Origin of the sequence: Citrobacter sp. Cpo148 (assembly GCF_030332375.1) — a bacterium.
Taxonomy (GTDB): domain Bacteria; phylum Pseudomonadota; class Gammaproteobacteria; order Enterobacterales; family Enterobacteriaceae; genus Citrobacter; species Citrobacter portucalensis.
The window spans coordinates 174,559-193,251 of the sequence record NZ_JAOWHY010000046.1; the positions used below are offsets into that span (position 1 = coordinate 174,559).

Genomic DNA, 18,693 nt, shown 5'->3' on the forward strand with positions numbered 1-18,693 from the left:
ACATAAGCAATCTGACGCACTCGTTGAGAGGAAGACGATAATGACCCCGTTTATGACTGAAGATTTCCTGCTGGACACCGAATTTGCCCGCCGTCTGTACCATGATTACGCCAAAGACCAGCCGATCTTCGATTACCACTGCCATTTACCACCGCAACAAATCGCTGAAAACTACCGTTTTAATAACCTGTATGACATCTGGCTGAAGGGTGATCACTACAAATGGCGTGCTATGCGTACCAATGGCGTCGCTGAGCGCTTGTGTACCGGCGATGCGTCCGATCGCGAGAAGTTTGACGCATGGGCCGCCACGGTTCCGCACACTATCGGTAACCCGCTGTACCACTGGACCCACCTCGAATTACGTCGCCCGTTTGGTATTACAGGTAAGCTGCTTTCTCCTGCGACTGCTGATGAAATCTGGAACCAGTGCAACGAGCTGCTGGCGCAGGATAAATTCTCCGCGCGCGGCATCATGCAGCAGATGAATGTGAAAATGGTCGGCACTACCGATGACCCGATCGACTCTCTGGAGCATCATGCGGCCGTTGCTAAAGACGGAAGCTTTGATGTGAAAGTGCTGCCGAGCTGGCGTCCGGATAAAGCCTTTAACATTGAGCTGGCGACCTTTAATGACTACATGGCGAAGCTCGGTGAAGTGTCTGACACGGATATCCGCCGATTCAGCGATCTGCAAGCTGCACTGACCAAACGTCTGGATCACTTCGCGGCTCACGGCTGTAAAGTTTCTGACCACGCGCTGGACGTGGTGCTGTTTGCCGAATCTAACGAATCTGAACTGGATAGCATTCTGGCGCGTCGCCTGGCGGGTGAAACCCTGAGTGAGCATGAAATTGCCCAGTTTAAAACCGCCGTGCTGGTGTTCCTTGGTGCGGAATATGCTCGTCGCGAATGGGTACAGCAGTACCACATCGGCGCGCTGCGTAATAACAACCTGCGCCAGTTCAAACTGTTGGGCGCGGATGTTGGCTTCGACTCCATCAATGACCGTCCGATGGCTGAAGAACTGTCCAAACTGCTGAGCAAGCAGAACGAACAGAACCTGCTGCCGAAAACCATTCTCTACTGCCTGAACCCGCGTGATAACGAAGTGCTGGGCACCATGATCGGCAACTTCCAGGGCGAAGGTATGCCGGGCAAGATGCAGTTCGGTTCCGGCTGGTGGTTCAACGATCAGAAAGACGGGATGGAACGTCAGATGACGCAGCTGGCCCAGCTCGGCCTGCTGAGCCGTTTCGTCGGCATGCTGACCGATAGCCGTAGCTTCCTGTCATACACGCGCCATGAATACTTCCGTCGCATTCTGTGCCAGATGATTGGCCGTTGGGTTGCTGCAGGTGAAGCACCGGCAGATATCCAGTTGCTGGGTGAAATGGTCAGAAATATTTGCTTTAACAATGCGCGTGATTACTTCGCCATTGAACTGAACTAAGGCCCAGGTGAAGGTATGCAATACATCAAGATCCATGCGCTGGATAACGTCGCGGTAGCGCTCGCTGATTTGGCTGAAGGAACCGAAGTCACCGTTGATGGGCAGGCGGTAACCCTGCGTCAGGCGGTCTCTCGTGGCCATAAATTCGCTTTACGCGATATTGCGAAAGGCGAAAACGTCATTAAATACGGTTTGCCAATTGGCCATACGCTGGTGGACGTTGCGGCGGGTGAGCATATTCATGCTCACAACACGCGCACCAATCTGAGCGACCTGGACACGTATAGCTACCACCCTGATTTTCAGGCGGAAGTTGCACAACCGGCGGATCGTGATGTGCAGATCTACCGTCGTGCCAACGGGGATGTTGGCGTGCGCAACGAACTGTGGATCCTACCGACGGTAGGCTGTGTTAACGCCATGGCGCGCCAGATGCAGAACCGTTTTCTGAAAGAGACTAACGACGCCGAAGGAATCGACGGCGTGCATCTCTTCAGCCACACCTACGGCTGTTCACAGCTCGGCGACGACCACATTAACACCCGCACCATGCTGCAAAACATGGTGCGTCACCCGAATGCGGGTGCGGTGCTGGTGGTTGGCCTTGGTTGTGAAAACAACCAGGTTGATGCCTTCCGCGAAACCTTAGGCGAGTACGATCCTGAGCGCGTTCACTTCATGGTCTGCCAACATCAGGAAGACGAAGTGGAAGCGGGGATTGAACATCTTCACCAGTTGTACAACGTGATGCGTAACGATAAGCGTGAGCCGGGTAAGCTGGGCGAGCTGAAGTTTGGTCTGGAATGCGGCGGCTCTGACGGCCTGTCTGGTATTACCGCCAACCCGATGCTGGGTCGTTTTTCTGACTACGTGATTGCCAACGGCGGCACCACCGTACTGACCGAAGTACCGGAAATGTTCGGCGCCGAGCAACTGCTGATGGACCACTGCCGCGATGAAGAAACGTTCGGCAAGCTGGTCACCATGGTCAATGACTTCAAGCAGTACTTCATTGCTCACGACCAGCCGATCTACGAGAACCCATCGCCGGGTAACAAAGCGGGCGGTATCACCACGCTGGAAGATAAATCTCTCGGCTGCACGCAAAAAGCAGGCTCCAGCCAGGTGGTGGACGTACTGCGCTACGGCGAACGTCTGAAGACGCATGGTCTGAATCTACTGAGCGCACCGGGTAACGATGCGGTGGCGACCAGTGCCCTGGCGGGCGCGGGCTGTCATATGGTGCTGTTCAGTACCGGTCGCGGTACACCTTACGGTGGTTTTGTGCCGACGGTGAAAATTGCCACCAACAGCGAGCTGGCGGCGAAGAAAAAGCACTGGATCGATTTTGACGCTGGACAGTTGATCCATGGTAAAGCGATGCCGCAGTTACTGGAAGAATTTGTCGATACCATCGTCGATTTCGCCAACGGCAAGCAAACCTGCAACGAGCGGAATGATTTTAGAGAGTTAGCGATATTTAAAAGCGGCGTAACGTTGTAGTAAATACCTGATGGTACCTGCATGCAGGTCTGCGCAAACCGTAGGCCTGATAAGCGCAGCGCCATCAGGCACAAACCGTTGCCGGATGGCGGCGAACTCGCCTTATCCGGCCTACGAGATAGAATTGGGGTTGCTTGCATGACCGCGTATTGGCTGGCCCAGGGCGTAGGTGTCATCGCCTTTCTGATCGGTATTACCACCTTTTTCAATCGCGATGAGCGCCGGTTCCGGCTGCAACTCGCCGTCTATAGCGCCACCATCGGCGTGCATTTTTTCCTGATGGGGGCCTGGCCTGCGGGAATGAGCGCAGAACTCAACACCATCCGCACACTTGTCTCAATGCATACCCGCAAACTGTGGGTAATGACCGTTTTTATTGTCCTCACCCTGGTTCTCGGGCTGGCGAAATTACAGCATGCGATGGAGCTGTTGCCGATAATTGGCACGCTGGCCAGTACCTGGGCGCTGTTCCGCTGCAAGGGGTTAACCGTGCGCTGCGTCATGTGGTGCGCAACTGCCTGTTGGGTTATCCATAATTTCTGGCTAGGGTCGATTGGTGGGACGATGATCGAAGGGAGTTTTCTGGTGATGAACGGCCTGAACATTATTCGCTTCCGGCGGATGCAAAAACGCGGAATTGATCCGTTCAAAATTGAAAAAAGCGTACAAGAAGAGAACCCCTCCGCCCGATGACGGAGGGGCGTAGGGATTAGCCGCGCAGGGCGTTATTTGCCAGACGCTCGTCTTCTGCCTGGCAGGCTGCAGCGGTAAACAGGACGTCTGTAGAAGAGTTCAGCGCCGTTTCACATGAGTCCTGCAATACGCCGATGATAAAGCCAACGGCAACAACCTGCATGGCGATGTCATTCGGGATACCGAACATGTTGCACGCCAGCGGGATCAGCAGCAGAGAACCGCCGGCCACGCCCGATGCACCACAGGCACACAGCGAAGCCACCACGCTCAGTAACAGCGCCGTCGGTAAATCAACCGGAACACCCAGCGTATTCACCGCCGCCAGCGTCAGTACGGTAATGGTGATCGCCGCGCCCGCCATATTGATGGTGGCGCCCAGCGGAATAGACACCGAATAGGTATCACGATCCAGATTTAGCTTCTCACACAGTGCCATGTTCACCGGAATATTTGCCGCCGAACTGCGGGTAAAGAAGGCATACACGCCACTTTCACGCAGACAGGCCAGCACCAGCGGGTACGGGTTACGGCGAATTTTCCAGAAGACCAGCAGTGGGTTGACCACAAACGCCACCAGCAGCATACAGCCTACCAGTACGGTCAGCAGTTGGGCGTAGCCCCAAAGCGTTGCGAAACCGGTGGTTGCCAGCGTGGAGGAGACCAGACCAAAGATACCGATTGGCGCGAAACGAATCACCAGCTTCACCATAAAGGTGACGGCGTTGGACATATCATTGACCAGATTTTTGGTCGTTTCATTACCGTGGCGCAGTGCAAAGCCCAGACCAACGGCCCATACCAGAATACCGATATAGTTAGCGTTAAGCAGGGCATCAACTGGGTTAGAAACCATGCTCATCAGCAGGCTGCGCATCACTTCAACAATCCCGGACGGCGGTACGATATCCCCCGCACTGCTGGAAAGATGCAGTGTTGATGGGAAAGCAAAGCTGAAGACAACGGCGGTTAATGCCGCTGAAAATGTTCCGAGCAGGTAGAGGAACAGAATGGGGCGGATATTGGTTTTTTGCCCGTGCTGGTGGTTGGCGATAGAAGCCATCACCAGCATCAGAACCAGAATTGGCGCGACGGCTTTTAATGCGCCGACGAACAGCGTACCCAGCAAACCAACGGCTTCAGCCGCAGGTTTTGACACCAGTGCCAGTAAAATCCCCAGTACCAAACCGATCAAAATTTGTTTAACCAAGCTCCCTTGCGCCAAACGCGAGAGTAGCCCCGATGAACGTTGCGTAGTCATGTAGTAATCCTTTCATTGTGTTGTTGCCTTACCTTTGTGCGTTCTGTTGACGCATCTTTCAGGATCGGGCAAATGTTTGCATGGCTGAGTATAAGGAAAGAACGCGGTTCGGGAAGCGAAATATCCTGGATTCCGCGTTGAGATCATATTTTATAACTTTAACTTAACATTATTTTGACATGATAAACAAAAAGCCCGACGCACGCAGTGTGCTGTCGGGCTTTTCAGCTAGCAGATGAAACTTACTGTATTTGCTGCTTTTTATCGTGCTGGTGGTTGACCCACGCGTTAACAACCAGCGTCACAAACAGAATGCCAAATACCACGCCTAACGAGATAGCGATCGGGATATGGTAAAAATCGACGATCAGCATCTTAATACCGATAAACACCAGAATGACCGACAAGCCGTACTTCAGCATGGAGAAACGCTCCGCCACGCCCGCCAGCAGGAAGTACATCGCACGCAGACCCAAAATAGCAAACAGGTTCGAGGTCAGCACGATGAACGGGTCGGTGGTCACGGCAAAGATAGCCGGAATACTGTCGACGGCAAAAATCACATCGCTCAGCTCAACCAGAATCAACACCAGCATCAGCGGCGTAACAAACAGCAGGCCGTTTTTACGCACGAAGAATTTTTCATCTTCGATGGTATCGGTCATGCGCAAATGACCGCGCAGCCAGCGTACTAACGGTCTGTCGCCAATACCGGAGGCATCTTCTTTCGCCAGCGCCATCTTCACGCCGGTAAACAACAGGAACGCGCCGAACACGTACAACAGCCACTCAAACTGGGTGATAAGCCAGCTGCCCGCGAAGATCATGATCGTACGCAGCACAATCGCACCCAGCACGCCATACACCAGTACCCGACGCTGCAACGCAGGCGGCACGGAGAAGTAGCTGAAGAGCATCAACCAGACAAAGACGTTATCTACTGCCAGTGATTTTTCGATCAAATAGCCGGTAAGGAACGCCAGCGCCTGTGGGTCGGCAACGGCTCGCCCCTGGGTTTCCGCCAGGTACCACCAGAAGGCAGCGTTAAACAGTAACGACAGCGTTACCCAGACGATTGACCAGGCCGCAGCCTGCTTCATTGACATCGTATGCGCGCCACGACGCCCCTGCAACAGCAGGTCGATGGCCAGCATAATTACCACTACGACAGCGAAGCCACCCCATAACAACGGTGTGCCGACAGTATTCATTGTATTTCCCCATGCATAAAAAAAACGGCCAACGCCGAATGACGTTAGCCGCTGCTTTTTATGCATAGACCTTGCCATTCGGCAAGGTCTCACTTACAACAACAAAGGAATACGGTGGCGTATTCCTTTGTTATCGCCCGGTGACCGGATGTGGTTTTTCACACATCGTAATGACGATCAACCGACAACGAAGTTACTCCCCTTTGCGGGTTACAAAATATTACAGGCCATGCTTTCAGTCAATGGCCTGCAACATTCGTTTTACACACCTTTACGCAGTCAGCGATGTTTCCGCTTCGTCTGCCGGGAAAACCACGCCGGTCTGGCGGCGAATCTCCGTTTGCAGTTTGGCGGTAATACGGCTGACGGCCAGTGCCGGGTGATCCACTTCGCCGGATTCAACCAAATGGGCAAAAGCCTCTGCCTCATACAGCATAGTATTGATGTGCTGAGGCGTCGTCAGATCCTGCGTTTTTCCCCCACGTGGCACGAAGCACACCTTTTGGCATTCGGAGATATGCTCGATGACCAGCGATCCCGACTCGCCCTGAATTTCACTGGCTAATACCGAGTCGCTTACTTTTGAGTGCTGGAGCGTAACGCTGAAATCACCGTAATTCAGCACCACCACGCCGTGGGCATCCACGCCACTTTCCAGCAGGCTGGCGCTGGCCTGAACGCTCAGCGGTTCGCCCCACAGCGCAACCGCTGAGGCCAGGCAGTAAAAACCGATATCCATAATCGAGCCATTGGAGAATGCCGGATTAAACGTGTTCGGATTTTCACCGTCCAGATAGCGCTGGTAACGCGAGGAGTACTGGCAGTAATTGATAAACGCTTTCCTGATTTTTCCTACTCTGGGTAGTGATTGCTGTAACTGCAGGAAATTAGGCAGGTAGGCGGTTTTAAACGCTTCAAACAGCACGACCTGATTCTCACGCGCGCAGGCGATAGCGGCTTCGGCTTGCGCCAGATTGGAGGCCAGCGGCTTTTCGCAAATAACATGCTTTTTGTGCCGCAAAAACAGCTCGGTCTGTGGAAAGTGCAGGGAGTTCGGGCTGGCGATATAGACAGCGTCGATTGCCTCGCTTTGCGCCATCGCTTCCAGTGAGGTAAACAGATGTTCGACAGGGTAATCGTTGGCGAAGGTCTGTGCCTGCTCAAGGCTACGGGAATAGACTGCGGTTAACTTATACTTGCCGGTTTCATGGGCGGCATCGACAAACTGGCGGGTGATCCAGTTTGTGCCAATTACTGCGAAACGTATCATAAAGGCCTTCAGGCTGCGAAAAGGGATTCTTTCGTCAATTTAGCATGCCCTGAAGACAAAGCCAGTGCGCGACTACGCAGTTTGCTTTAACGATTGTTGCGTTAACCACAGGCGGGTATCGAACTCCAGTTGATGATACTGAGGCTCCATATGACAGCAAAGCTGGTAAAACGCTTTGTCGTGCTCTTTTTCCTTCAGATGCGCCAGTTCATGAACGACGATCATGCGTAAAAAGGGTTCCGGGGCGCTGCGAAACACGGTGGCGACGCGGATCTCCGCTTTGGCTTTGAGCTTACCGCCCTGCACGCGAGAGACGGCGGTATGCAGCCCCAACGCATTCTTCAGAACGTGGATCTTGCTGTCATACATGACTTTATTCAGCGGCGGGGCGTTACGCAGAAACTGATTTTTCAGATCCTGGGTATATTGCCAGAGCGCTTTGTCGGTCGCGAAGTCATGCGTACCCGGATAGCGCTTCTCCAGCACTGCGCCCAGGCGCTGCTCAGCAATCAGCGTTCTCACTTGAGAAAGCAAATGTTCCGGGTAGCCCTGGAGGTAAGTTAGTTGGTTCATTCATGTCCACGCAAATCATAAAAGTGTATACTCACGCACCCTTTTCAGGGATACGCCGAAATTTTACCATTCAGGAGGGCCGATGAGCCACATAGACAACGGTTTCCGTTCGCTGTCACTTAAACGTTTCCCGGAAACGGATGACGTTAACCCGCTGCTGGCGTGGGAAGCTGCAGATGAATATCTGCTGCAACAGCTGGACGATACCGAGATTAGCGGCCCGGTGCTGATCCTGAATGATACCTTCGGCGCGCTGGGCTGTGCGCTGGCGGAACATACGCCGTACAGCATCGGCGATTCCTATCTCAGCGAGCTTGCCACGCGCGAGAACCTGCGTCACAACGATATTGCCGAGTCGAGCGTCAAGTTCCTCGACAGTACCGCTGACTATCCGCAGGCGCCGGGCGTGGTGCTGATTAAGCTGCCAAAAACCATGGCGCTGCTGGAGCAGCAACTGCGTGCGCTGCGCGAAGTGGTAACGCCAGAAACGCGCATCATCGCCGGGGCAAAAGCGCGTGATGTACATACCTCGACGCTGGAACTGTTTGAAAAAGTGCTGGGCCCAACCACCACGACGCTGGCGTGGAAAAAAGCCCGATTGATCAACTGTACGTTCAGCAAACCGGAGCTGGCCGCTGCCTCGCAAACGCTAAGCTGGAAGCTGGAAGGCACCGACTGGACTATCCATAACCACGCCAACGTCTTCTCCCGTACCGGGCTGGATATCGGCGCGCGCTTTTTTATCGAGCATCTGCCGGAAAACCTCGAAGGGGAGATTGTTGATCTCGGCTGCGGCAACGGCGTCATCGGTATGACGCTGCTGGCGAAAAACCCAGAAGCCAGTGTGGTATTTGTTGATGAATCGCCAATGGCGGTGGCTTCAAGCCGCCTGAACGTGGAAAGTAACATGCCTGAAGCGCTGGATCGCTGTGAGTTTATGATTAACAACGCGCTGTCTGGCGTCGAACCGTTCCGCTTTAACGCCGTGCTGTGCAACCCACCGTTCCATCAGAAGCATGCGCTGACGGATAACATTGCCTGGGAAATGTTCCACCACGCCCGTCGCTGCCTGAAAATCAACGGTGAGCTGTATATTGTGGCTAACCGTCACCTCGACTACTTCCACAAGCTGAAGAAGATTTTCGGCAACTGCGTAACCATCGCCACCAATAATAAATTCGTGGTGCTGAAAGCGGTCAAAACCGGTCGCCGTCGGTAATAGCGGGTGCCGGATGCGGCTAACGCCTTATCCGGCCTACGAAATACATCCTGTTAAATTTCCAGTGCCAGCCTGGTGCCTTGCGCAATAGCGCGTCGGGCATCCAGTTCCATCGCCACATCGCAGCCGCCGATCAGATGCACCGTTTTACCTGCCGCGTGCAGCGGATCGACCAGCTCACGGCGCGGCTCTTGTCCGGCACAAATCACCACGTTATCCACGTTAAAGATCACCTGTTCACCGTTCAACACAACGTGTAACCCATCATCATCAATCTTCTGATAGCTGACTGCCGGGATCATTTTCACGCCGCGTGAGAGCAGGGTGGCGCGATGGATCCAGCCCGTCGTTTTACCTAAACCTTGCCCCGGTTTGCTGGCTTTTCGCTGTAACATCACTATCTGGCGCGGGCTGCGGGATAAGTGCGGGCCTTCCGGGCGTAAGCCGCCAGGCTGTTGCAGGCTGGTGTCGATCCCCCATTCCACGCAGAACTCCGCAATGTTCTGGCTGGTGGGTTCACCGGGCTGACTCAGATACATTGCGGTATCAAAACCGATCCCGCCGCAGCCCACGATCGCCACGCGTTTACCCACTGGCGTCTTATCGCGCAGAACGTCGAGATAGCTCAGCACTTTAGGATGATCGATCCCCTCGATCGGCGGCATGCGTGGCTCGATCCCACTGGCAAGGATCACTTCGTCGAAGGAGTGCAGATCGTGTGCGCTGACAAAGTGATTCAGCTTCAGGGTCACGCCAGTCACGTCGATCATCCGGCGGTAGTAGCGCAGGGTTTCATAGAATTCTTCTTTGCCGGGGATCTGTTTGGCGATATTAAACTGCCCGCCAATCTCGCCATGTGCGTCAAACAGCGTCACGTGATGCCCGCGCGCTGCGGCATTAATGGCGAAGGCGAGGCCCGCAGGACCCGCACCGACAACCGCCAGGTTCTTTGGCACAGCTGCCGCAACGATCGGCATTTTGGTTTCATGGCAGGCGCGCGGATTGACCAGGCAAGAGGTGACTTTGCCGACGAAGATCTGATCCAGACAGGCCTGGTTACAGCCGATACAGGTGTTGATCTCATCCGCTCGTCCGGTTTGCGCTTTTGACAGCAGTTCGGCATCGGCGAGGAACGGACGGGCCATCGACACCATATCGGCATCGCCACGGGCCAGAATGTCATCGGCGACCTGGGGATCGTTAATGCGGTTGGTGGTGACCAGTGGGATTGTTACATGCCCTTTCAGCTTACGCGTCACCCAACTAAACGCACCGCGCGGTACCGGGGTAGCGATAGTGGGAATACGTGCCTCATGCCAGCCAATACCGGTGTTAATAATGGTGGCCCCCGCGGCTTCTATAGCCTGCGCCAGCTGAACGGTTTCGTCGAAGGTTCCGCCGTTTTCCACCAGATCGAGCATCGACAGGCGGAAGATAATAATAAAGTCATTCCCGGCACGCTGACGTACCGCTCGTACCACCTCAACGGCAAACCGCATGCGGTTGGCATACTCACCGCCCCATTGGTCATCGCGCTGGTTGGTACGCAGTGTCAGGAATTCGTTGATGAGATACCCTTCCGACCCCATCACTTCCACGCCATCGTAGCCCGCTTCCCGCGCCAGCTGTGCGCAGTGGGCAAAATCTTCAATCAACTGCAGCACTTCATCGTGCGTTAATTCATGTGGCGTAAAGCGGTTAATGGGGGCCTGAATAGCAGAAGGCGCCACCAGATGCGGCTGGTAGCTGTAACGTCCGGTATGCAGGATTTGCAGGGCGATTTTGCCGCCTTCATCATGCACAGCATCGGTAATGACGCGATGGTGAGCAAGCTGGCTGGTGTCGTTCAGCATCGCACCGCCTTCCATCCCCACGCCGGAAAGCGCAGGCGCAATACCTCCGCTCACAATTAACGCTACGCCGTGACGAGCGCGCTCGGCGTAGAACGCGGCCAGCCGTTCTGCACCATCAGGATACTCTTCCAGCCCGGTATGCATTGAACCCATCAGCACGCGGTTTTTAAGCGTGGTGAAGCCTAAATCGAGCGGGGCGAACAGCGACGGATAGCTCATAAAGGTGTCCAGTATGTAAAATTATTGTTATGTGGTCGGATGAGTTAATAATTTAGCCGTCGCCGCGTAAAAGGGAAAAGGGGAATGCCGTGATTGTGATGGGATTCAAAAAAGGAGTGGGGGCAGAGGACGAAATTGCCGGATGGCGGCTACGCCTGATCCGGCCTACAAAAGAGTGTCTTCTATAGGCCGGGTAAGGTTGTTACATTTGCTCCACGCTCACCCGTAATGCTGCCAGGGCTTTGCGCGTCGATCGCAATACCAGATCGCATTGCTCGATCGTTAACGTCAACGGTGGTTCGATGCGGATCGTCTTTGCATTATTAAGCGTGCCGGCAACCAGCACCCGCTGGCGGAACATCTCACTGGCAAAGTTGTAGCCGATTTCATTATCGACAAACTCAATCGCCATCAGCATTCCCTTACCGCGTACATCATGCACCAGGTCCGGATATTCCCGCGCAAGCTGGCGGAAACCATCCAGCAACATATCGCCTTTCTGCTCCGCCTGAGCCGGTAAATTTTGCTCCAGCAGGACGTTAATGGTGGCCAGCGCAGCTGCACAAGCGAGCGGGTTACCGCCAAACGTGGTGGTATGCAGGAAAGGATTGTCGAACAGGACGGAGAACACCTCTTCGGTGGCAATGGTCGCGCCAATGGGCATCACACCGCCGCCCAACGCTTTGGCCAGACACATAATGTCGGGTTGCACGTTTTCGTGTTCGCAGGCGAACATCTTGCCGGTACGCCCCATGCCGGTTTGCACTTCGTCAAGGATCATCAGCGCGCCAAACTCATCGCAAAGTTTACGAACGGCGGTCAAATAACCTTGCGGCGGCAGGATCACCCCTCCTTCACCCTGGATCGGCTCGAGGATCACAGCTGCGACATCGTCACCGGTCTTTTTACACTCGCTGAGCATGGTGCGCATTGCGTTAATATCGCCAAACGGCACATGACGGAAGCCCGGCAGCAGCGGCATAAAGGGTTTACGGAAGGTGGATTTAGCCGTAGCGGACAGCGCGCCCAGTGATTTACCGTGGAATGCGCCGCTGGTGGCAATAAACGTAAATTTACCGCGCGGCGATTGATATGCTTTCGCCAGCTTCAAGGCGGCTTCAACCGACTCGGTCCCGCTGTTACAGAAAAAACTGTATTTCAGTTTACCGGGCGCCAGTGCGGCGAGGGTTTTTGCCAGCATGGCCCGCAGAGGGTCAAGTAACTCCTGGCTGTGCAGAGGTTGTTTCGCGAGTTGATTCTGTACGGCGGAAACCACGACTGGATTACGGTGCCCCACGTTGAAAATTCCAAAACCACCCAGGCAATCGACGAACTCCTGCCCCTGGGTGTCGACAAGCGTATTCAGGCTTCCCGCTTGCCACTCTACGGCTCCGTAATCCCCGCCTGCAGTTACAGATTTTCGATACTCTAAGAACCCCGGATTGACATGCTCCTTGAAGTACTCAATCACCTCTCGGTTTAACGATTTCATTTCCTCATGATCAAGCGTGCGCTTTTCGATGAGATTCAGTGCGTGTGCGCTGCAGGCCAGGGCCGATGCGCTGGAAGGTAACCTGTTCAAAATATGCTCCCGGAGCTCGCGTATCACATGATACTGAATTAAGTATTGCAGGGATTGCGCCATTCCGGCGCGCTTAGCAAAAATCGGGATAAACACCAGGAAACATCTCATTTACGCAACATTTAATGCCGAGATTTAACATCTGCTGGCATTTTGCCCAAGTAAGGAGCCTGAAAACAGATCGAATAAACGCAAATTTGCGCTAAAAATGGGCGATATTTGCACTGTGACGGTGCGCTGGTAGAAGTGACGTTGAATAGTTACTAGATGAAAGTATTTTAAATCAATGGATTAGAATGCGTACAGATTTTGAGGTTTAATCGCAAATTGCGATCTAAATCAAATTTAACAACTAAAGATAAAAAAATTATCGCCGAAATAACATAAGCCGAAAGAGTTAACAACCAGATAACCTGCACAGGACGCAATCATGTCTTCTCATCCCTACGTTAGTCAGCAAAATACACCGCTGGATGATGATATCACCCTCATGTCTACCACCGATTTACAAAGCTATATCACCCATGCGAACGATACATTTGTCCAGGTCAGTGGCTATCAGCTAAATGAATTGCTCGATAAGCCGCACAATCAGGTTCGTCATCCGGACATGCCAAAAGCGGCGTTTGCGGATATGTGGTACACCCTGCAGCAGGGCGAGCCATGGAGCGGGATTGTGAAAAACCGGCGTAAGAATGGCGATCACTACTGGGTGAGGGCCAATGCGGTACCGATGGTGCGGGAAGGACGCGTGACCGGGTATATGTCGATTCGTACCCGGGCTACTGACGAGGAAATTGCGGCGGTAGAGCCTTTGTATAAAGCGCTGAACGAAGGACGTTGCAACCGGCGTATTCATAAAGGGCTGGTGGTACGCAAGGGCTGGCTGGGTAAACTGCCGGCGATGCCGATTCGCTGGCGGGTGCGCAGCGTGATGGCATTCATGTTTGTCCTGCTAGCGGTCGCATTGCAGCAAATGGGCGCCGAATGGCCGTTACAGCTGATGAGTGCATTGGTGATGCTTTTTGGAACGGCTATTTTCGAATGGCAAATTGTGCGTCCTATTGAGAATGTCACCTGTCAGGCGCTGAAAGTGGCGACCGGTGAGCGGAACAGCGTGTCGCATCTTAACCGTAGTGATGAACTGGGCCTGATGCTACGAGCAGTGGGCCAACTTGGATTAATGTGTCGCTGGCTCATTCACGACGTCTCCAGCCAGGTGAGTTGCGTGCGTAGCGACAGCGAAACGCTGGCGAAAGGCAGCGACGATTTAAACAAGCATACGCAGCAGACTGTCGAGAACGTGCAGGAAACGGTGACCACCATGAATCAGATGGCGGCATCGGTGAAACAAAACTCAGAGACCGCCGCCGCGGCCGATAAGCTCTCTATTGCCGCCAGTAGCGCGGCAACGCACGGCGGTGAGGCGATGGATACCGTCATCAAAACCATGGACGATATCGCCAACAGCACCCAGCGGATCGGCACCATTACGACGCTGATTAACGATATTGCCTTCCAGACCAACATTCTGGCTTTGAATGCCGCTGTTGAAGCCGCGCGGGCGGGCGAGCAAGGGAAAGGGTTCGCCGTGGTGGCGGGAGAAGTACGTCATCTTGCTAGCCGTAGCGCCAGTGCAGCCAATGATATCCGCAAGTTGATTGATGCCAGCGCTGACAAGGTGCAGTCCGGATCTGACCAGGTTCACGCCGCAGGACGCACGATGGACGATATTGTGGCGCAGGTGCAAAACGTCACTCAGCTGATCGCCCAAATCAGCCACTCCACGCTGGAACAGTCAGATGGTCTTTCCAGCCTGACCCGTGCGGTGAATGAGCTGAGCAACATTACACAGAAAAACGCCGAACTGGTTGAAGAGAGTGCGCAGATTTCCGCGATGGTGAAACATCGCGCGGGTCGTCTGGAAGATGCGGTTACGGTGCTGCATTAATACTAAAAATACAGGCGGAACGTTGGGCATACGGGTTCCGCCTGCTGTGCAGATTAATCCAGCTGAGTAATATCCAGTGCAGCGCGATCGATAATACCGATGATTTTTTTGATCTGCGCATCGCTGGTATCACCATGATTGACGCGTAGATCCAGCACGGCTTTGAAGTTTTCCAGCGCGCGTTTCATCTGTGGATTTTTGCGTAATTCAAAACCCACGCAGCGGGCTTTAATCCGTTCGTGGATATGTTCCAGATGTTCACGGTTCTCATCCAGCCACTGCTGGCCCTGAGTCGTGATCGCAATCTGTTTACGCCCACCTTCCTCGTCGCTGACGGTGATCAGTGCCTGATCCTGCAAGAAATCCAGCGTTGGATAGATAACGCCCGGGCTTGGGGTGTAATTACCCTGGGTCAGGGTTTCAATCGCTTTAATCAGCTCATAGCCGTGGCTGGCGTCGCGGGTCAAGATATCCAGAATCACCAGGCGTAATTCGCCGTGGCCGAAGAACCGCTGACGACGACCACCGCCGCCGCTGCCGCCGCGACGATGCTCGCAGCCGTGCTCGTGGTGATGATCTTTATTACAGCCTTCATGGCGATGTTCTTCACCTTTGCAGCAACCTGCATGGTGCTCGTTGTGGCGGCCTTCATGGTGATGTCCTTCACCCTTGCAGCAGCCTTCGTGTTGGTGCTCTGAGTGCTTACAGCAACCTTCATGATGGTTTTGCATCATCGTCTCCTGATGTTGTTAAGATATATCTAATTTATATCTAAAAATTATCAGTTTGCAAGTCTACAAATAAAATGTTGTATAACATTATGATTATTATCTATTTTTATGTGTTTGTGATAACTGGGTAATCATAAGTTAACTATATCAAAAAGTGCTTGCATTATTTTTGATTAGCAATCATTATCATTTAAAAAATCAATTTAGATATATCGTATTATCTTCACAAGGCGAAAAAATGACAAAAAACATCTCACGCTACCCACAGCGCGTTCGCAATGAACTGCGTTTTCGAGAACTTACTGTCCTGCGCGTAGAGCGTATTAGCGCGGGCTTTCAGCGTATTGTACTGGGCGGTGACGCTCTGGACGGTTTTAGCTCACACGGCTTTGACGACCATACCAAGGTCTTTTTCCCTGAACCGGGCAGCAACTTTGTACCACCTGTCGTCACCGATGAAGGCATTGTCTGGGCTGACGGTGTACGTCCGTTATCCCGTGACTACACGCCGTTGTATGACGAAACGCGCCATGAGCTGGCACTGGATTTCTATATTCATGACGGCGGCGTGGCAAGTACGTGGGCGATGAATGCCCGTGGGGGTGACAAGCTGACGATTGGCGGGCCGCGCGGTTCTTTGGTGGTACCAGAGGACTATGCGTATCAGGTTTACGTGTGTGATGAGTCGGGAATGCCCGCGTTGCGCCGACGCCTGGAGTCGCTCAGCCGTTTGGCGGTACGTCCGCACGTCACGGCGCTGGTTAGCGTGCAGGATGCAGCCTACCAGGACTATTTTGCCCATCTCGACGGATTTACTCTTCAGTGGTTTATCGGCCATGACGAGCAGGCGGTGAATGAACATTTATCGCGGCTAAGCGTGCCCGCAGACGATTATTTCATCTGGATCACCGGCGAAGGCAAGGTGGTCAAAAACCTGAGTGCTCGTTTTGAAACCGAGGCGTTCGATCAGCAACGGGTTCGTGCAGCGGCTTACTGGCATCAACGCCGTTAATCAGTAATTAGAGGGCGGAACGCCAAACGCCTGGCGGAATGCGTAGCTAAATGCCGCGGTGCTTGAATACCCAACGTCGAGTGCCACGGCGGTTACGCTTTTATTTTTCTTCAGCATTAATACCGATTCAAGTATTCGCATTTTTTGCTTCCAGACGCTGAAAGGCAATCCGGTTTCTTTTTTGAAATGGCGTGAAAAGGTACGGGCAGACATACCCAGATGCTGCGCCCAGTATTCAACCGAATGCTCCAGTGCGGGGGATTCTTGTATTGTTCGGCAGACTTTGGTTAATTCACGATCCTGCGGCCAGGGTAATACAAAAGCGACTTCCGGGAGTTGCAGAATAATATCGACCAGCACACTAACCAGCTTGCCCTCTTTTGACTGACTATCATAATGGCCTGAAATTGAATTCGTGGCGTAATGAATAAACTCTCTGGCGAAATCACTGATAGCCACTACTTTGCATTCATTGATGCTCTCTTCAAGAAAACCCGGTTTAATATCCAGATTTTCTAAATACACATCATCTAATGCCCAAACCGCATGCTCCGTATTATTTGGGATCCAAATGCCATAATGCGCCGGGATTATCCAGCACTTACCGGCAACATCAATGCGCATGCTGCCTTTGCGGGCGAAATGAAACTGCATAAAAGAGTGTGAATGCTGCGGTACATGGTGGTTGGCTTCCAGGACATAAGAGCGAAAGAATACGTCCTGCGGCAGTTCGGTCATGGAGTTATCCGGGAAGGAGTTCCACTGTTTTTGCGCGAGAGTTTCCATAAATGAATCGTCAATGCTCCCGATGGTGTGTCCGCTGCTCGATAGATCTTGTCCGCGGATCATAATACATACACTCTTTTTTCCATAATAATCTTGCGTAATAATTTTTAGCCCACTTTTGGTAAATACCATGAACTCGCTTTGTTCAGATGCTGTCATCGTCAATGAAACAAATGATAACTGGACCCGAATGGGAAAAGAGCTGCTTTCGCAAGCGGATATCAGAATTAATGGCTCGCGCGCCTGGGACATTCAACTTCATCATACCGGTTTCTTTAAACGGGTATTGCAACAAGGCTCATTAGGGCTTGGCGAAAGCTATATGGAAGGCTGGTGGGACTGCGAACGGCTCGATATTCTGTTCTGCAAAATCCTGAAAGCAAAACTCGACCAGCAGATGCCAGGTAATCTGAAAGATATTTTACGCATTGCCAGCGCACGCCTGTTTAATTTGCAGTCACGTAGCCGCGCATGGATCGTCGGTAAAGAACATTATGATATTGGTAACGATCTCTTTGCGCTGATGCTTGATCCGCATATGCAATATTCCTGCGGTTACTGGAAAGACGCGACCACATTAGACGATGCGCAAAATGCCAAATTAAAAATGATCTGCGAGAAGCTGCAGCTTAAGCCGGGTATGCGTTTACTCGATATCGGTTGTGGATGGGGCGGGTTGGCAGAATATGCGGCGCGTCATTATGGCGTGGCGGTAGAAGGCGTTACCATTTCCAAAGAGCAGCAGAAAATGGCGCAGCAGCGCTGTGAAGGGCTGGACGTTAACATTCTGCTGCAGGATTATCGCGATCTTGATAAACACTACGATCGCATTGTGTCTGTGGGGATGTTTGAACACGTCGGGCCGAAAAACTACGACACCTATTTCAGCATCGCCGACCGTTGTTTAAAACCGGACGGACTGTTCCTGCTGCATACTATTGGCAGCAATAAAAAAGGGATGAGCGTCGATCCGTGGATCAATAAATACATTTTCCCGAACGGTTGCTTACCGTCGATTTCCCATATTGCCGAGGCCAGCGAATCACGGTTTGTGATGGAGGACTGGCATAACTTCGGCAGCGATTATGATAAAACGCTGATGGCTTGGCATGAGCGCTTTAATCAGGCCTGGCCGGAGCTGTCGTCACGTTATTCCGCCACCTTCAGAAGAATGTTTAATTATTATTTATGTGCCTGCGCAGGGGCTTTCCGCGCCAGAGATATTGAGCTTTGGCAGGTGCTGTTTAGCCGTGGCGTAGAGGGCGGGATCCGCGTTTATCGTTAACGTTCTGCCGGATGGCGGCGCAAGCGCCTTATCCGGCCTACATAGGTTTGCACTCGTAGGCCTGATAAGCGAAGCGCATCAGGCGTATCTT

General features: G+C 53.0%; 15 protein-coding genes. 7 read left to right on the top strand and 8 right to left on the bottom strand.

Going from position 1 to position 18,693, the window contains the following annotated elements; translation table 11 throughout:
- Positions 1-40: 40 nt before the first annotated feature.
- The 3 genes from uxaC to OGY10_RS15750 all read left to right on the top strand — a co-directional run bounded on the left by uxaC (position 41) and on the right by OGY10_RS15750 (position 3,649).
- Complete coding sequence (uxaC, locus tag OGY10_RS15740) at positions 41-1,453, top strand: glucuronate isomerase (RefSeq protein WP_032945079.1); 1,413 nt, start codon at positions 41-43, stop codon at positions 1,451-1,453.
- A 15-nt stretch (positions 1,454-1,468) separates the two neighbouring features.
- Positions 1,469-2,956 carry a UxaA family hydrolase gene (locus tag OGY10_RS15745; protein ID WP_008785871.1) on the top strand — a complete coding sequence of 496 codons (1,488 nt, stop codon included), beginning with the start codon at positions 1,469-1,471 and terminating at the stop codon, positions 2,954-2,956.
- Positions 2,957-3,094: 138 nt separating this feature from the next.
- Entirely contained in the window at positions 3,095-3,649 is a 555-nt protein-coding gene (locus OGY10_RS15750) for a YgjV family protein (protein WP_008785870.1), read from the top strand.
- A 16-nt stretch (positions 3,650-3,665) separates the two neighbouring features.
- Here the strand turns inward: OGY10_RS15750 and sstT are convergent, their stop codons facing one another.
- The 4 genes from sstT to OGY10_RS15770 form a co-directional block, all read right to left on the bottom strand.
- Positions 3,666-4,910: a serine/threonine transporter SstT gene (gene sstT, locus OGY10_RS15755; RefSeq protein WP_032945076.1), complete on the bottom strand. Its 1,245-nt coding sequence runs from the start codon at positions 4,908-4,910 to the stop codon at positions 3,666-3,668.
- A 242-nt stretch (positions 4,911-5,152) separates the two neighbouring features.
- Positions 5,153-6,121, bottom strand: a complete 969-nt coding sequence (locus tag OGY10_RS15760; RefSeq protein WP_048216385.1) for a TerC family protein — start codon at positions 6,119-6,121, stop codon at positions 5,153-5,155.
- 271 nt (positions 6,122-6,392) lie between these two features.
- Positions 6,393-7,391: a Gfo/Idh/MocA family protein gene (locus tag OGY10_RS15765; RefSeq protein WP_048225663.1), complete on the bottom strand. Its 999-nt coding sequence runs from the start codon at positions 7,389-7,391 to the stop codon at positions 6,393-6,395.
- 72 nt (positions 7,392-7,463) lie between these two features.
- Positions 7,464-7,964, bottom strand: coding sequence for a M48 metallopeptidase family protein (locus OGY10_RS15770; RefSeq protein ID WP_008785867.1), 501 nt, complete (start codon positions 7,962-7,964; stop codon positions 7,464-7,466).
- Positions 7,965-8,046: 82 nt separating this feature from the next.
- On the opposite strand from OGY10_RS15770, the gene rlmG reads away from it, so the two are divergent.
- A complete protein-coding gene (gene rlmG / locus OGY10_RS15775) occupies positions 8,047-9,183 on the top strand; it encodes a 23S rRNA (guanine(1835)-N(2))-methyltransferase RlmG (protein ID WP_008785866.1) in 1,137 nt (378 codons plus the stop codon).
- 53 nt (positions 9,184-9,236) lie between these two features.
- Here the strand turns inward: rlmG and OGY10_RS15780 are convergent, their stop codons facing one another.
- The gene (locus tag OGY10_RS15780) at positions 9,237-11,255 is read right to left on the bottom strand and encodes an oxidoreductase (protein ID WP_191226752.1); all 2,019 of its coding nucleotides are present in this window, start codon (positions 11,253-11,255) and stop codon (positions 9,237-9,239) included.
- A 202-nt stretch (positions 11,256-11,457) separates the two neighbouring features.
- Positions 11,458-12,837, bottom strand: a complete 1,380-nt coding sequence (gene ygjG, locus OGY10_RS15785) for a putrescine aminotransferase (protein ID WP_167371260.1) — start codon at positions 12,835-12,837, stop codon at positions 11,458-11,460.
- 430 nt (positions 12,838-13,267) lie between these two features.
- Between ygjG and OGY10_RS15790 the strand changes: the two genes are divergently transcribed.
- Positions 13,268-14,788: a methyl-accepting chemotaxis protein gene (locus OGY10_RS15790; RefSeq protein ID WP_191226753.1), complete on the top strand. Its 1,521-nt coding sequence runs from the start codon at positions 13,268-13,270 to the stop codon at positions 14,786-14,788.
- Positions 14,789-14,841: 53 nt separating this feature from the next.
- Here OGY10_RS15790 and OGY10_RS15795 read toward each other — a convergent pair whose 3' ends face one another.
- The gene (locus OGY10_RS15795) at positions 14,842-15,519 is read right to left on the bottom strand and encodes a PadR family transcriptional regulator (RefSeq protein ID WP_410733838.1); all 678 of its coding nucleotides are present in this window, start codon (positions 15,517-15,519) and stop codon (positions 14,842-14,844) included.
- A gap of 238 nt (positions 15,520-15,757) precedes the next feature.
- Between OGY10_RS15795 and OGY10_RS15800 the strand changes: the two genes are divergently transcribed.
- Positions 15,758-16,531 (top strand): siderophore-interacting protein, encoded by a 774-nt coding sequence (locus OGY10_RS15800; RefSeq protein ID WP_057067405.1) that lies wholly within the window; start codon positions 15,758-15,760, stop codon positions 16,529-16,531.
- Here OGY10_RS15800 and OGY10_RS15805 read toward each other — a convergent pair whose 3' ends face one another.
- Positions 16,532-17,380, bottom strand: a complete 849-nt coding sequence (locus OGY10_RS15805; protein ID WP_003828520.1) for a helix-turn-helix domain-containing protein — start codon at positions 17,378-17,380, stop codon at positions 16,532-16,534.
- Positions 17,381-17,447: 67 nt separating this feature from the next.
- Between OGY10_RS15805 and cfa the strand changes: the two genes are divergently transcribed.
- Entirely contained in the window at positions 17,448-18,602 is a 1,155-nt protein-coding gene (cfa, locus tag OGY10_RS15810; RefSeq protein WP_071445947.1) for a cyclopropane fatty acyl phospholipid synthase, read from the top strand.
- Positions 18,603-18,693 lie beyond the last annotated feature (91 nt).